We start from the raw sequence: 17,036 nt of genomic DNA, 5'->3' as shown, positions 1-17,036 counted from the left end.
AACTGATTTATAAGTTAAAAGGTCAAATCCAATCCAAACATCACCGAACGGGTATTGGGATAAGCAAAGCTGTCCGTACCACTGTTCCAAACGGAATTCGCACCCTTGAAGTCAGGATCCAGACCGGAATATCCGGTAATAGTAATCAAGTTGCTACCGGTAGCAAACAGACGGAGTTTCTCAACGCCCAAGTTGGTCAGCCACTTCTGCTTGAAATTATAACCGATAGAGATATTCTTCATACGGAAGTAAGAACCATTCTCCAGGAAACGGTCGGCATCACGCGAGTTGCGGAAGTCACCGTAAATGATACGTGGGGTATTGGAGTTAGGATTCACCTGATAAGGCTCTTCGCCCTTCTCAAAGCGGATATAGTTGGAGTTGTCTGCAAACAGACGTCCTTGCCAACGGGATACGTTGTATATCTTATTGCCAAATTGACCGTTCCACATCATACTGAAATCGAAGTTCTTCCACTCTGCATTCAATACCAACGACATTTGCATCTTGGCCCATGGACTACCACAATAATCACGGTCAATATCAGTAATTTGACCGTCATCATTTAAATCAAGATACTTAACGTCTCCCAATTGCGGACGTTTCCCTTCAATCATGATCGGTGTACCGGCAGGTACTTTATCTTCATTAGGTCCCGGTACATGGTTACCTTTCGTCACATAATTGTCTATTTCCTCTTGTGTCCGGAAGATGCCGTCTGTTTTTCTCAGATAGAATTCGGCCAACGACCTTCCCGGCTCTGTTCTGGCTTGACCGGAATCAATAAAGTTTCTTTCCGACCCATCCCGTCCCAAGCTCAGAACTTCGTTATCCATCGTAGTCACATTCAGTAAAGCGCTGTACTTAAAGCCTGAAATCTGGTCTTTCCAACCAAATGTAAACTCGAAGCCCTTGTTGCGCAAGCTGGCAGCATTTTTCCACGGAGAGCCTCCTTGATTACCGGTAGAAATGGCAATCGGAGTCTCAGCCAATACGTCACTGGTTTTTGAATTATAATATTCCGCACTGACAGTCAGGCGTTGGTTCAGGAAACTGGCATCAAAACCTACATTCACCGTTTCTTTTGTTTCCCAAACAAGACCTGCATTCACCAGTTTCACCTGAGTAGAACCCGGAACAATAGCACCACCGAATACAGTTACAATACTCTGGTTGATAGTTCCGATATAATCCCAATCACCAATGGAAGAGTTACCAAGACGACCCCAGTTACCTCTAATTTTCAAGTCATTAATCCAAGGCACATCAAAGAATTCCTCCTTTGAAATTCTCCAGGCACCGGAGAATGAGGGGAAATTGCCCCAGCGGTTTTCCTTAGCCAAGCGAGAAGTACCGTCACGACGGAAAGTGGCAGTCAGATAGTATTTATCATCATAAACGTAGTTTGCACGTCCCAAATAAGAAATCATCGCATTCTCGCTGATGCTGTTTGAATTCTGCTGATTGCTCTGTCCTGCATTCAAAACTGTAAAGTAATCGCCGTTACCCGTCATCGGAAAGTTCAGACGGGAAGCCCACAAACCTTCCCACTCATGGTGCTGGTAAGTAGTACCGACCACGGCATCCACATGATGCTTACCAAAATCCTTATTGAAGTTCAACGTGTGCTCAATCAACATGTTGTAGGTGTTGTCACGTGCCTTCTGGCTTTCCGGATCACGGTGTTCCTGATTCTGAGTCCAGTTACCTTCTCCACGGAACCATGAGTTCTCATAGAAATAAAGGTCAATACCACCATTGAATTTATAAGAAAGGAATTCGAAAGGCTTGAATTCCAACCATAAAGAACCATTCAAACGATTCTGGCGGAAATGACGGTATTCCAAATCTTCACGGGCAATCGGGTTCACACCAAAAGTATTGTATTTGGCAGCATCACCATAGCCATATCCACCCGGATTATTCTCATCATAGATAGGAATAGTAGGCATCATACGCAAAAAGTCATTGTAGGTATTGGTCTGGTTCGGGTCTGTGTTTGTGAGTGAATAAGCCAAGTTTTCACCAAAAGAGAACCAGCCCTTTTTACCTTGTGTATTGACACGGAAGCTATAACGGTCGAAAGTATTTCCATAAGAAACGCCGTCATTGTTATAGTAGCCGGCTGATACAAAATAACTACCGGAGTCACCGCCACCGGAGAGTGATACGTTGTAGTCCTGCACCAATGCGGTCTTCAACACTTCATCCTGCCAGTTGGTATCATACTGTGAGTGTTTCTGAGTGCTGTTTACAGTAGCAATGCCATCTTTGATAGCTTCATTATAGGCAATATCATTATACTTGATATATTCTGCCGCATTCATCAAATCAAATTTCGGGCTCCATTCCAATGTTTCCTTTACGCTTACATTCACCTTCATGGGACCTTTCGTACCCTTCTTGGTAGTAACGATAATCACACCATTGGCAGCACGCGAACCGTAGATGGCAGCAGCAGAAGCGTCCTTCAGAATCTGGATGGATTCTGCATCTGCAGGGTTGAAGTCAACTCCCGGATCTGTAATCATACCATCAATTACCCACAACGGAGAGTTATTACTCAAAGAACCGACACCGCGAATTTCAATAGAGGCATCTTCGCCCGCCCTACCGCTACTGCGTACGTTAATACCGGTTGCCAAACCCTGCATCTGGCTGACCAGTGTTCCTGCAGCGCTTTTCTTCATTTCCTTGGTATCAACAACGGCAACCGCTCCAGTCAAGTCGGACTTCTTCACGGTCTGATAACCGATGACAACCACTTCTTCCAGTGCTTTCGAATCATCTTTCATCACCACGCGCAAGGCAGTTCCCTTATAGACAACTTCCTGCGTAAGCATACCGATATAAGAGAAAACGAGTGTACTTCCTTTTTTTCCACTCACTGAGAAATTACCGTCAATATCGGTAATGGCACCCGTGGTAGTACCCTTCACCAATACATTCACGCCCACCAAAGGCTCACTATTTGCATCCGTCACCGTTCCCGTTATGGTCACATCTTGTGAATAAGCGGTAGCTGCAAACACAACAAAGAATAAGAATAAGATTTTCTTGATCATTTTTTATAGAATTAGATTTTAAAACTATGCGGAAACTAACGCCCGCTTTTTAAATACACCGCAGAAAGTGATTAGTCACTTCTGCCAATCATAGAACATTGATTAGGATTTGTTACGTCATAGGCATAGGGGTCATAGTATTATAAATTGTTGGCTTTCGGATGCAAATATATCCGCATAAAGCTAAAATTAATGCAAATATCGCTTCAATCTATGCAATTATAAATCCAAAAAATGCCCCTGAGAGACACCTCAGGGGCATTTGATTGGATTGTTATATTTAGCAAGCATTCCATGCTATCATTTCACGAAGTCTTTGGGCAGAATACCAAATTGTTTTTGGAAGCACTTGGTAAAATAGGAAGGAGTATTGAAGCCGGTCATATAGCAAACCTCATTGATTTTACACTCTCCTTCCTTTAAAAGCTGCGCCGCTTTCTTCAACCGCTCCAGACGGATGTAGTCATTGGGAGTCATATCCAATATGCCCTTTATCTTCCGGTTCAGGCTCGACCGGCTCATGTTCAGCAGGCTTGCCATATCATCCAGGCAGAAATCCGGATTCTGCATATTGGCAACCACCACTTCCTTCAATGTTTTAAGGAAAGATTCATCTGCCTTTGTCATTGCCATACTGCCCGTCTGCACAAAGGGAGAATTGACAAAAGAAGCCCGTAGCTTCTCACGGTTGTTCAGCAGATTGGCCACACAAACTTTCAGATATTCCACGGAGAAAGGTTTCTCTATATATACGTCAGCCCCCAGCTTCATTCCCTCTATTTTGGCTTGAAGAGTCGTCTTCGCCGTAAGCAGGATAATCGGTATATGGCTATAGTCAAGCTCGGACTTCAGATGCTCGCACAGCTCCAATCCATTCATCTCGGGCATCATAATGTCTGAAATGACAAGATTTACAGTATGTTCCTTCAACACCTTCAAAGCTTCCACCCCATTCACGGCAGTCAGCACACAATATTCCGAAGAGAGCTGTTTCACAACAAATGCCTGCATTTCCAGACTGTCTTCCACCACCAAAAGAGTATACCGGTGCTGTTCCAAGGCAGTACCTGCACCACTTTCCTCAGAGGATTCCCCGCCCGTTACCGGTTCTTTATGCTCCATAGCCACCGTCTGCTCGTGCTTCAGCGGAAGTGACAGCAGGAAACAGTTGTTCTCCATCGAATCTTCCATGCACAACGTACCCTCATGGAGTTCGGCCAATGAACGGGCAAGTGCAAGCCCGATACCGGTGCCGGGCACAGAGCGCAGCGTACCGGTCTTATACTGGATGAACGGCTTGAAAATCTCCTCGCGCATCTCTACCGGAATGACAAGGCCGTCATTGCATACGGAAAGCAGCAGCCTTTCACCTTCCGAGTACAGCCTGATGCGTATATAGGTCTCCGAATACTTTATCGCATTGGTCAGCAGATTGCTGATAATCTTGGTAAGCCCTTCCCTGTCAACCGAAGCATACAAGCTTTCGGGAGTCTCTATGCTCAATGCCAGCCCTTTTTCGCGTGCCAGAGGCTTGAAGCGCTTATACGTCTTCTGCAAGAGCTCAGACACGTCGCATTCCACAAAATTCAATTGGAAGCCTTGCGTCTCCGTCTTCCGGAAGTCCAGCAACTGGTTCACCAAATCGAGCAGCCGGTTGGTGTTCAGTTCCATGGTCTCCAAATCATCCCTGATGTCGTCCGAGACAGACTGGGAAACCAATACATTCTCGAGCGGACTCTTTATCAGTGTAAGCGGTGTACGTATCTCATGCGCCACATTCGTGAAGAAGTCTATCTTCGCAGTATACAACTCCCGCTCCTTTTCCCGCTCAAACTTGTCCATAGCCTGCTGATGCTTCTGCCGGGTCTGTTTTCTGAAATAGATGATTACAGCAGCCAGTGAGCATAACGCCAATACCGTATAACCGGCATATGCCCAGGTGGAGAGATAGAAAGGAGGACGGATATGGATGTCGAGCACACGTTCCGTCGCGTTCCACTTGCCATCGCTGTTGGAACCTTTTATACGCAATGTATAACTTCCATAAGGAAGGTTTGAATAGTTGATGATGGAATTCCGCCCTACCGTATACCAGTCGCGGTCAAAGCCTTCCAGCTTACATTCAAGACCATTCATTTCGGGTGCCTGGTAACTCAGGGCTGCAACCTGAAAAGAGAAAGAATTCTGGTCGGCATCCAGCTCTATCTCATCCGCATAGGTGATGCTCTTCTCCAAAGGAGAATCCGGACTATCCACCGAAAGCCGTTTGTTGAACAGATAAAAATCTGTAATCACTACGGGAGGGAGAAAAGTGTTCTCCACAAAAGTTTCCGGGTCAAAGGCTATGAATCCGTTGATACTTCCCAAATAGATGCGTCCCTTCTTGTCAATGTAACCGGACTGGAAATTAAATTGGTTGCTCAGCAGCCCGTTTGCCGTGGTATAGACATGTTTGCTCTCCGTATCGGGATTGAAGCAGACCAGACCATAATTGGAAGTAATCCATAAGTTACCCCGCTTATCCTCGACCATCTTGTAGATGGTATTACTCGGAAATCCTTTCGACATGTCATAACGGGTAAAATTGTCCGTTTCCGGATTGTAGCGGCAAAAGCCCTCACCCAGCGTCATGAACCACAGACGCTTCCTGCTGTCTTCGTAGATACTGATTACCTTATTGTAGGGAAGAGAGGTCGAATCATTCTCATTAGACAGATAATTCCTCCACTGCTGGCTTCTTACATTGTAGCAGAACACTCCATTAGAAAAAGTAGCAAACCACAGATTTCCGTTGAAGTCCTCCAGAATGTTATAAGTAAACATATTCTTCAGCTGAGGAATCCGGGTAAAGTCATCTGTAGAGCGATTGTACTTCAACAGACCGGACGTGGTGCCTATCCACACGTCTCCCGTAGTGGTCCTGCAAATGGTAAAGGCGTCATTGGCGACCATGGAATTCTCACTCTCACCCTTGGCATAATGTTTCACCTGTCTGGTCCGAAGATTCACCCGATTCAGACCACCGGAGAACGTACCTACCCACAAATCATCCCCGTCCAGGCAAAGACCGTGGACATTCTGATAAATGGCCGGATGCTCAAAAGGCTCTATCTTTCCGTTTTCCGGATTGTAATTGAACAAGCCTTTGTCTTCGGTACCTATCCACAAGGTGCCATCATTACTTTCACAGATTTCCCGTACACGACGGCCGAAATGCCTGAGATTGTCTCTCGGATAGAACTTCTCAAAATAAGTCCACTGATAAGGGCAATAGTTCACTCCACCGAAATAAGACCCTATCCACATGCCGTTCTCCTTGTCGCAGCAGAGCGAATAAATGGCATTGTCCGACAATGCATACAAATCATCCTGGTCGGGAACGGTTAAATGGGTAATCTTGTCATTCGTCAGATTGTAAATATACAAGCCGGACTCTGCGCCCACCCACAGCTCGTTGTCAGATTTGAACTGCAAAGCCCTCACATAGGTGTTCAGCAGTTTCCGCGTCTTGCCTGTAGTCTGATTTATCTCTGTCAACCCGTTCAGCGAAGCGACATACACGCAGTTATGGGGTCCGCTGACCTGCCAGTTGATAATATCATTCTTGAAAATCTCATTTCCTTCCGCGTCCTTGAAAGGCTGCAGAGGAGTTTCAAAGTCAGCTTTCGTATAGTAAAGATTATCCGCATACAAGGCCAGCCAACACGTATTCCCATTCAGCCAAAAGCGGGTTACATTGGGCAGTCCCGAATCGTGCAGATGGTTCAGCAGCCTCCCTTCATCCGGTTTATAGCAGAACAACCCCTGGTTTTCTACCGATATCCAGATATTGTCGTCCTCGTCACTTCCAATCATGGTGACGAAATCCCTGATGATACTGCCATTATCACTGGCCTCATCGAAAGCGGTAAAGGAATCCAGTACCGGGTCGTAAATAAAGACTCCCCCATCGGTACCAATCCAGATATTGCCCCGGCGGTCCTCGTAGAGCGCGGTTATGAAATTCTTGCCTAAACCGGAGTTCTCTTTCTTGTAGACACGGAAAGACAACCCGTCATACCGGTTCAGACCGTCCTTGGTTCCGAACCACATAAAGCCTTTCCTATCCTGCAAAATCTGATACACGGTGTTCTGCGAAAGACCGTTCCGGATATCCATCGTTCTGAAATAGTAATGAACAGCATCCTGCGCACAGACCGGCAATACCGCCCATAGGCACAGACTAAGGAAAAGCTTTATAATCAATCGTTTCATAACAACATTTTTAATGCACAATTTACCATTTACAAAGTACAATTTGGCTGCGCTGTCATCTGCATAGTTAAATTGTACTTTGTAAATGGTAAATTGTAAATGCCCCTATTTCTTAAGTGAATTGCAGATACGTGTATTTATCTCTTTCACGCGTTTCTCATCCAGCTTTATCACCTTGCGGTCGTAAGTCATCAGACCGTTCACTTCCACCTCCACATCCGTGGTCTGTGTATAGACGGCTGCCGAGAAACCTCTTTTTATCATCTGATACAGCATATCGGCATATTTCACGTACTCATCAGTCACTTCTTTGGAAGAGTTGAACTGAACATATCCCCAGTTGCGGTTCGGTTCCCAAAGATGATCTTTCAAGACAAGGCCAATGCCGCCATACTCACCCAAAACCGTGGCGCGCTGTGCATCATACAAATACATTTCCGGTTGGGGATAGTTGTGGAGGTCGAGCATGTCACCGCAAGTATAATGGTTACCGCCACTTGCCGGATTCACCAGGCGGGTCGGGTCATACTGTTTCGTCCATTCGGCTATCTCTACCGTCTTGAACTGCCCCCAGGCTTCGTTGAACGGTACCCATGTACCGATACACGGATAAGAGTAGAGACAATCCATTATTTCCTTCCATTCCTTGTGATAATAGGCTTCGGATTCGGTGGAGCGTTTCAGTTCTGTTCCGTCGAAATAGCGGCGGTTCTGCCATTCCGGATTACGGTCACCGCTCGGCATATCCTGCCATACGATGATACCCAAACGGTCACAATGTGTGTACCAACGTGCCGGTTCCACCTTGATATGCTTGCGAATCATATTGAAACCGAAATCTTTCGTCTTCTGTACATCATACAGCAAAGCCTCGTCTGTGGGAGCTGTATACAGTCCGTCGGGCCACCAACCCTGGTCCAGCGGTCCAAACTGGAACAAAGCCTCGTTATTCAGTTCCAGGCGTACGATGCCATCCGCGTCACGACGGGTGGAGTACTTACGCATGGCAGCATAGCTGTCCACCTTATCCACTACCTTGCCTCCACTTTTCAGAGTCACTTTCAGCGTATAGAGGAAGGGGGAATCTGGACTCCACAACTTGGCATTCCGGGGCATGGACACCTCCACCGGCTCTGCATTGATACTTTTGCCGGTGGCTACCAGTTGATTGCCGTCATACACATTCACTTCCACAAAGTCGGAAGGGCATGCACTATTCAATTCAGCCCTCACTGTCAACAGATTACGGTCAATATCGGGAGTGATACGGAGATTCTCGATATGTTTTCCGGCAACCGGCTCCATCCATACCGTCTGCCAGATACCGCTTACGGGAGTATACCAGATACCTTCCGGATTGCTGACCTGCTTTCCACGGGGTTGAGGTCCTTTATCCGTCGGGTCCCAAACCTTTACGACCAACTGATTATTGCCTTTGCCAGAAAGGGCGGCAGTAATATCGAAGGAGAACGGAGTAAATCCACCCGTATGGCTGCCTACTTTCACATCATTCACCCATACATCCGTTTTCCAGTCGACAGCACCAAAGTGCAACAGCACTTGTTTTCCCTTCCAGGCGGAAGGAATATCAAAACTGCGCTGGTAGACCAGTTCCTGGTTTTCATTGATTCTTTTTCCAACTCCGGACAAGGAGGATTCGATGGCAAAAGGAACAAGTATCTGCCCTTCGAACTCTGCCGGAAGATGCTCACCTTTATTTATAACGGCATAATTCCACAGTCCGTTCAAGTTCTTCCAGTCACTCCGTTCCATGATGGGACGAGGATATTCGGGCAACACATTCGCGGGATTAATCTGGGATGCCCAGTCCGTTTTGATTTTATCACCTGCCGGCTTCCATTGCGCCGAGCTTCCGATTGCAAACAACGCCAAGAATGACGATATGAGGAAAAATCTTCTCATAGTATTATAACTTTTTATTGGTTTCTACGAAAGCAAAGATAAGCCGATTCAGAAAAAAAGAATAGAAATTTCGAACCAATAAATAGTATTTTTGTGGAATATCAAGGTATTACCGTCTCATTTTATCAAAGAAATTCATCAAAGGCACCTTTTTCCGCTTTTCTTGCCACGCCTATGACAAGGTTTTGCCTTCCCATTGGCAAGACTTTGCCACCGCGTTGGCAAAACTTTGCCATAGGCGTGGCAAAAGTTTGCCAAGGCAGTGACAACTTGTTGGCAAAATACCTCCCTGATATACAAGGAGTAGCAAACAATAGACAGCAGGGAACGACTAATATCCCGGATTCTGCTGGTTCTCCAATGCCGGATTGGCATTTATCTCATCTTGCGAAATAGGAAGCACAATCTTCTCGAAAGTACGGTCGATTGTTTTTCCACGGTGACTCACCGGAATATCTTGAAAATCGTCGTTGAATTCGATGGTTCTGCCCATACGCATCATGTCGAAGAAGCGTTGTCCTTCACCAAAAAGCTCCTTGCTGCGCTCGTCCAGAATCATATCATCGGTAATGGTAGCGGCAGTGGCCGGTGCCAGTCCGGGAGAACGCCTGCGGATTTCATTCAGGTAACCGGCGGCGGCATCTGCGCCTGCTTCCTGCTTCGTGGAGTGCAAGGCTGCTTCGGCGGCAATCAGATATATCTCGGAAAGACGGATTATCTTGATATTGACGGCTGTATTGGTTGCCTTGCCGTCACCTGCCAGAGTGGTACTGCCCATATACTTGTAGCAGGCTCCCTTGCGTTCAATCTCATTGTCCACCCAGTATTCATCGTTGTCCATGATTCCCCAACGCACATCCGTCTCGTCTTCACCCAGACGGTTCAAGAAATAATCGCTGGCAAGATACCAGCCCATGGCATTCTTCAACTGTCCGTAGCGCATCAGGTAAAAGCCCAAAGAAGAAGTTCCCAGGTCTGATTCCTCAGTGGTGATGCCCAGCTCAAAGATGGACTCGGAACCAAACTGCTTGCTCCAGGAAGCCGTCCAATCGGCAGGCTCATACAGTTTGTACACACCGCTTTCTATAATCTCCCGGGCAGCGTTCAAAGCACCGTCATAATCTTCCATATAGAGTTTCACACGCGCTTGCAGGGCTATGTTGGTGTAATAGTCCGCATATCCGCTCTGCTTTGTCTTCTTCTTGGCAAGCAGGGCCGCCCCGTCCGACAAGTCCTGCAGAATCTGGCGATAGTTCTCCTCCACAGTAGCACGGGTGGGCTGGGCGTTCACCGTAAGCGGCTCGGTTACATTGGGAACTCCATAAGAGGTCTTGTTGTAATTGTAAGGAAGCCCGTAGAGACGGACCAAATCGAAATAGAACAGCGCCCTCAGAGTCAACGCCTGCCCTTTGGCTTCGGAAAAGTCTTCCATACTGCCCGATTCTTCCAGCTTCTCAATGTTGCTCAACAAGGTGTTGACCTGCAGAATGCAGTAATATCCACGGCTCCAGAAACCGGAATAAGTATTGCTGTTGGAAGTGTGGTTGAACGTATAGAATGCATCCAGTCCGCGTCCGGCAGCAAAAATCGTGAGGTCACCGCCCTTGGCATCACCGTACATAAAAAGGTTTCTGCCGTAATAGGACGATGAGGTCATCGCACTCATCACACCGTTGATAACCACCTGCGCATCGGCTACCGTACCGACAGCACCTTCTGCATTTCCGGAGTTGGTGGGCTGCATATCCAGAAAATCGTCACACGAAGTGAATGTAAAGGCACCAAGTATCACAAGTGCCAATAAATGATATATCTTTTTCATTGTTAGTTCCTCCAGTTCATTAAAATTTCAATTCAACGCCAACGACAAACGTTTTTCCGATAGGGGTTTCCCAACCACGTGTGCCGTATTCGCTCACTTCGGGGTCTGCCTCCTTGTATTTGGCTATTGTCCAAAGGTTGCTGGCAGTGAAGAAAAGGCGGGCATTCTCGATGAAAGCCTTGCGGGTCATGGCTTTGGGCAGCGTATAGGCCAATGAGAGATTCTTCAAGCGCAGATAACTGGCATTGAACAAGTGGCGGCTGCTGTATTGTTGCGGGTCATCGAGGTCTACACCTTCGATACGGGGCTCTGTACCGTTCGTATGGTCTGGCGTCCAAAGGTTGTTGTAGTAGCTTTTAGCACGGATACGCTCCCAATAATAACCGTCGTCGGCCACATCCATGTAGGCTCCGTCGTACAAGTCTCCTCCTATCTTATAGGTAAAGCCCAACGAAAGGGCTATGCCTTTGTAGGAGACCGAGGTATTGATGCCCCCATACACTTTGGGAACGGCATTGCCGATGATGGTGTAGTTGGCATTGTTATAGTCATAAGTAGCTCCGCGCCCGTTATACTCAAAATCTCCGGCCTTGCCATTCTTGGGGTCATTTACATAGTAGACGTTCTTGCCGTTGGTCTTGTCCACACCTGCCCATTCGTATCCATAGAAAGCCAGCGTGGACTGACCTTCCCGGTATACATATTGCGCACGGCTGTCGCTACTGGTGGGGTCGTACCAGATAATGTCCGCACCGCCATACAACTCTTTCACCTCAGAACGGAGGAAGGTTGCGTTGGCACCGGCACTCCATAACCATCCTTTACTATCAATGATGTCACCACTCAACTCCACCTCTACCCCATGGTTGTTGATGCATCCTACGTTCCGCAACGTAGAGGAAAATCCCGTAACCATCGAAATGGGAACATCCTGGAGCAGGTTCTTCGAATCACGGTTGAAGTATTCCACCGTACCGCGCAGACGTTGGCCGAAGAAGCCGAAGTCGATACCCACATTCGTGTTGTAGCTCGTCTCCCAAGACAGCTTGTCATTGGTGACGGTAGTGATTGTACCGCCCGGGTTACCCATGTACTTACTGGTATAGCTCATCAAGCTCATATAGCCGTAATTGTCCGAAGGCAGCGTACCGTTAATACCATAAGAGGCACGTATACGCAGGTTGCTCAGGAAAGAATATTTGCTCATAAAACCCTCGCGCATGATGTTCCACGCTCCCGCCACTGACCAGAAGTTTCCCCAACGTTCCTGCTTGCTGAGCCGGGAAGAACCGTCGCGGCGGTAAGAACCGGAAATGAAGTAGCGTTCATCGTAATTATAATCCAACTTGGAGAGCACGGACACCATCGAGTTTCCCCAGGAATATCCGGCAGAAGTCTGCGTTCCGGCAGTAGAAACTGTATGAATGGTGCTGACCGCAAGATTGCTTCCTGTGGCACGCACATAGTCTGTCTTGTTCTTCTCCGCTTCGAAACCCACCATGGTGCCAACTGTGTGTTTGTCGAAGGTGCCGGTATAATTGGCGGTAGTGGAGGTAACCATCTTCTCGTATGTAGTACGGTATTCGTTGACATTCCCATTGTCTGCCGAGCCTTTATAGTGATTGGCACTGTAATAGATATGGTCTTTTACAGTAGTATTGTCGTAAGAGTAGATAGAACGAAGGTCCAGGCCCGGCATCAGATGCAGGGTGAGCGTCTCCGCAGCTATGATTTTGGTACTGGTAGAACCGTTCTCCCACTCTTTGTCATAATAAAGCCCATTGTAGGCGTAGCTACCGTAACGTTCGGTCCAGAGCTCGCCGGTCTTGTAATCAGTGGGTCAGTAGAGTCCCCACAGCAAGTTACGGGTCTGCATGAAGTAATTACTGCCCGTGTTGCGTGTATCATTATAACCGCTTTTCTTGGTACGCGCCAGGCTGGCATTGGTGGTCAGTTCAAGGAATTTCCCCACCTTCTGGGTGAGGTTCAGGCGACCGGAAACACGGTCGAAGCTGTTCATCTTCAAACGTCCTTCGTCCTGGGTATAGGAAAGGGAAGTGTAATAGTTGGTATTCTGCGTAGCACCGCTGACGGACATATCGTAGGTCTGGTAAATGGCGGTACGGAAATATGCCTTGTCCCAATCGTAGTATTTGCCTCCACGCCCGGAGTTGTCGTACTCAAGGATATTGACGTTCTCGTAAGCTCCCGTACCATTTGTGGTAAATTGGTAGCCATGTTTGTTGAAACGGCTGTTCAACTGGCCTATGGCATAGGCTGCCGCCTTTTCGTCCGTTTCGCCCTTACCGCTTGTACGGGCATCGTGAAATACGGTGTAGAGCATATTCACATTCTCCTGTACGCTGGCCGTTTCATAGTTGTCCGTTGCCCAGCAGGGCGTGAAGCCCACTTCGGCTTTCAGCGTCACCACCGGCTTGCCAATCTGTCCTTTTTTGGTAGTAATCAGAATGACGCCGTTTGCCGCACGCGACCCATAAAGCGAGCTGGCCGCCGCATCTTTCAATACAGAAATAGATTCGATGTCTTCCGGGTTCAACGTATTCATGATGTTGTTGGTAGAATAGAGCTCACCGCTCATCTGCCCCGTATTGCCCGAAGAGACCGGAACACCGTCCACTACATACAACGGTTCATTCCCGGCATTCATAGAACCTATGCCACGGATGCGGATGGCCGGTGCGGAACCCGCCTGGCCGGAATTATTCGTCAGTTGCAAGCCCGCCACTTTACCGTTCAACGCGTTTTCAAAGCTGGTCGTCGGAATGTCTTTCAGCGCATCCGCTTTCACTAAAGAAGCCGAACCTGCATAGCTGCTCTTTTTGGCCGTGCCGTAAGCCACCACCATCACTTCATCCAACAGTTCCGAATCCGATTTCAGCACCACCTTCATAGCAGGCTTTATGGCAGCTTCTACTTTCTGCATACCTACAAAAGAGACAATCACTGTCTTTGCCGTGCCCGGCACATTCAAGATTGTAAATTTACCTTCGATATCGGTCACGGCCCCCAGCGTTGTGCCCTTCACCAATACCGATGCCCCAATAATCGGCTCATTGTTGTCCTCGGCAAATACTGTTCCCGAGACCGTAGACGTCTGAGCCATCACTCCCGCCCCCATAACCAGGCAGACAATGATTAACAAGAAGAATTTCTTTCTCATGCTTCTCTTCCTTAAAATTAGTCAATCAAAACACTTTTTAATATCCAAACGCTGCAAAGGTATGTATCTTTTTCAAAAAGAAAAGCAATAGTATTCAAAAAGCTTCATTTTGATTGTATTTTAAGCCAAACACAAGCAATATGTCTATAACCTAAGCATTCCAAGCAATAAGTATGATGCTGGATACGGAAATATAAGCAATGCCAAAGAAGATATATCCGGATTTTAAGATATGACACGTCCCGGCATACAACTTTTTTCGTAACTTTGCACAGTTTTAAAATACACTGAACGAATGGAGTTTAAGTATGACGTTATTGTAATCGGCGCCGGACACGCAGGATGCGAAGCCGCTGCCGCTGCTGCAAACCTGGGTTCGAAGACTTGTCTTATCACAATGGATATGAACAAAATCGGACAGATGAGTTGTAACCCGGCAGTGGGAGGCATCGCCAAAGGACAGATAGTACGCGAAATAGACGCCTTGGGAGGATATATGGGATTGGTGACAGACCAGACAGCCATACAGTTCCGTATACTGAACCGTTCCAAAGGTCCCGCTATGTGGAGTCCGCGCGCGCAGTGCGACCGCAACAAATTCATCTGGGCATGGAGAGAGATACTGGAAAATATCCCCAACCTGCATATCTGGCAGGATACCGTGCAGGAAATCCTCGTTGAAAACGGTGAGATTACGGGAGTAGTCACATTATGGGGAGTAACGTTCCATGCCAAATGTGTAGTACTCACCGCAGGAACTTTCCTCAATGGACTGATGCACGTGGGACGTACCATGCTTCCAGGTGGACGTATGGCAGAACCTGCATCCTACCAATTAACCGAATCCATCGCAAAGCATGGCATCACCTTTGGACGCATGAAGACGGGAACCCCCGTACGCATAGATGGACGCAGCGTGCATTATGAGGATATGGAAATCCAAGACGGAGAATGTGACTTCCACAAGTTCTCGTTCATGGACACTCATGTACGCCATTTGAAACAGCTCCCTTGCTGGACCTGCTTCACCAACGAAGAAGCACACCGCATCCTGCAGGAAGGTCTGCCGGATTCTCCCCTTTTCAACGGACAAATCCAAAGTATCGGCCCACGTTATTGCCCCAGTATAGAAACCAAGATTGTGACTTTCCCCGACAAACCGCAGCACCAGCTTTTCCTGGAGCCCGAAGGGGAAACAACCCAAGAGCTCTACTTGAATGGATTCTCTTCTTCATTGCCCATGAATATCCAGATTGCAGCATTGAAAAAGATACCGGCGTTCAGAGACCTCGTCATCTACCGCCCGGGCTATGCCATCGAATACGACTTCTTTGACCCCACCCAACTGAAACATACGCTGGAAACGAAGAATATAAAGAATCTGTTCTTTGCCGGACAAGTAAACGGAACAACCGGTTACGAGGAAGCAGCTGGACAAGGAATCATGGCAGGTATCAACGCCCACATCAATTGCCACGGCGGAGAACCGTTCACCCTTGCAAGGGATGAAGCATATATCGGCGTTTTAATCGATGACTTGGTAACAAAAGGTGTGGACGAGCCTTACCGTATGTTTACTTCCCGTGCCGAATATCGCATCCTGCTCCGTATGGATGATGCGGACATGCGACTCACGGAAAAAGCCTGGAAGCTGGGACTCGCCAAGGAAGAGCGGTACAAGCTGCTGACAGAAAAACGTGAAGCCGTGAACCGAATTATAGACTTCGCGCGGAATTACTCGATGAAACCGGCATTAATCAATCCGGTATTGGAGCAGCTCGGCACAACTCCACTGCGCCAGGGATGCAAATTGATAGATTTGATAAACCGTCCGCAGATAACGATTGAGAACATTGCCGAACACGTCAGTGCCTTTAAACGAGAACTGGATAAAATATCCGATAGAAAGGAAGAAATTGTAGAAGCTGCAGAAATACTCATCAAGTACGAGGGATACATCGGACGCGAACGGATTATTGCGGATAAATTGGCAAGATTGGAAAGCATCAAGATAAAAGGTAAGTTTGACTATAATTCCATTCAATCCCTTTCTACCGAAGCTAGACAGAAGCTGATGAAGATAGATCCGGAAACAATAGCCCAAGCGAGTCGGATTCCGGGAGTATCTCCAAGCGACATCAACGTGCTACTGGTACTTTGCGGACGATAGAGCGCAAAGTTCCACGTGAAACAAAGAATTCAATAAACGTATTAAATAAACTGATTATGAGCAAAGAAACTCTTACCAAAAGCATCCGAGAAATACCCGACTTCCCCATTCCGGGAATTCTATTCTACGATGTAACTACCTTGTTCAAGGAGCCTACCGCCTTGCAGGAACTCTCGGACACACTATACGAGATGTATAAAGACAAAGGCATCACCAAAGTAGTGGGTATAGAATCAAGAGGATTCATTATGGGCCCCATTCTCGCCACCAGACTGGGGGCAGGCTTCGTACCTATCCGCAAGCCGGGAAAGCTTCCTGCAGAAACCATTGAAGAAAGCTATGATAAAGAATATGGCAAAGACACCGTGCAGATGCACAAGGATGCCATCAATGAAGACGATGTAGTATTGCTACACGACGACTTGCTGGCAACCGGTGGAACAATGGAAGCCGCCTGCAAACTGGTGAAACAGATGAACCCCAAGAAAGTGTATGTAAACTTCATCATCGAGCTGAAAGAGCTTCATGGCAAGGATGTGTTTGGAGATGATGTGGAAGTGGAGGCTGTGCTGTCGCTTTAGCCATTTCATATTTCACCACAGATTACACAGATTAACACAG

General features: G+C 47.3%; 6 protein-coding genes and 1 pseudogene. 2 read left to right on the top strand and 5 right to left on the bottom strand.

The window, feature by feature from the left end; translation table 11 throughout:
* Positions 1–14: 14 nt before the first annotated feature.
* The 5 genes and pseudogenes from DW896_RS12215 to DW896_RS12195 form a co-directional block, all read right to left on the bottom strand.
* Positions 15–3,065, bottom strand: coding sequence for a TonB-dependent receptor (locus DW896_RS12215; protein WP_035447543.1), 3,051 nt, complete (start codon positions 3,063–3,065; stop codon positions 15–17).
* A 300-nt stretch (positions 3,066–3,365) separates the two neighbouring features.
* Positions 3,366–7,319, bottom strand: a complete 3,954-nt coding sequence (locus DW896_RS12210) for a hybrid sensor histidine kinase/response regulator transcription factor (protein WP_119993289.1) — start codon at positions 7,317–7,319, stop codon at positions 3,366–3,368.
* A 105-nt stretch (positions 7,320–7,424) separates the two neighbouring features.
* A complete protein-coding gene (locus DW896_RS12205; protein ID WP_055288455.1) occupies positions 7,425–9,242 on the bottom strand; it encodes a glycoside hydrolase family 2 protein in 1,818 nt (605 codons plus the stop codon).
* A 331-nt stretch (positions 9,243–9,573) separates the two neighbouring features.
* Entirely contained in the window at positions 9,574–11,064 is a 1,491-nt protein-coding gene (locus DW896_RS12200) for a RagB/SusD family nutrient uptake outer membrane protein (RefSeq protein WP_005833916.1), read from the bottom strand.
* 19 nt (positions 11,065–11,083) lie between these two features.
* A pseudogene (locus tag DW896_RS12195) lies at positions 11,084–14,188 on the bottom strand (SusC/RagA family TonB-linked outer membrane protein).
* Positions 14,189–14,540: 352 nt separating this feature from the next.
* On the opposite strand from DW896_RS12195, the gene mnmG reads away from it, so the two are divergent.
* Together mnmG and DW896_RS12185 are read left to right on the top strand one after the other, a co-directional pair.
* Positions 14,541–16,415, top strand: a complete 1,875-nt coding sequence (gene mnmG, locus DW896_RS12190; protein ID WP_005826165.1) for a tRNA uridine-5-carboxymethylaminomethyl(34) synthesis enzyme MnmG — start codon at positions 14,541–14,543, stop codon at positions 16,413–16,415.
* A 56-nt stretch (positions 16,416–16,471) separates the two neighbouring features.
* Positions 16,472–16,996 (top strand): adenine phosphoribosyltransferase, encoded by a 525-nt coding sequence (locus tag DW896_RS12185; RefSeq protein WP_005826167.1) that lies wholly within the window; start codon positions 16,472–16,474, stop codon positions 16,994–16,996.
* The last annotated feature ends 40 nt before the right edge of the window (positions 16,997–17,036 follow it).

This window comes from Bacteroides sp. AM41-16, from assembly GCF_003603495.1.
GTDB classification, from domain to species: domain Bacteria; phylum Bacteroidota; class Bacteroidia; order Bacteroidales; family Bacteroidaceae; genus Bacteroides; species Bacteroides uniformis.
The sequence above is the reverse complement of the archived record's forward strand: the minus strand, read 5'-3'. Positions and strand labels throughout refer to the sequence as shown.

Coding starts and splice junctions, on each gene's coding strand:
- DW896_RS12215 (WP_035447543.1), bottom strand. CDS start 3,065: ATGATCAAGAAAATCTTATTCTTATTCTTTGTTGTGTTTGCAGCTACC.
- DW896_RS12210 (WP_119993289.1), bottom strand. CDS start 7,319: ATGAAACGATTGATTATAAAGCTTTTCCTTAGTCTGTGCCTATGGGCG.
- DW896_RS12205 (WP_055288455.1), bottom strand. CDS start 9,242: ATGAGAAGATTTTTCCTCATATCGTCATTCTTGGCGTTGTTTGCAATC.
- DW896_RS12200 (WP_005833916.1), bottom strand. CDS start 11,064: ATGAAAAAGATATATCATTTATTGGCACTTGTGATACTTGGTGCCTTT.
- mnmG (WP_005826165.1), top strand. CDS start 14,541: ATGGAGTTTAAGTATGACGTTATTGTAATCGGCGCCGGACACGCAGGA.
- DW896_RS12185 (WP_005826167.1), top strand. CDS start 16,472: ATGAGCAAAGAAACTCTTACCAAAAGCATCCGAGAAATACCCGACTTC.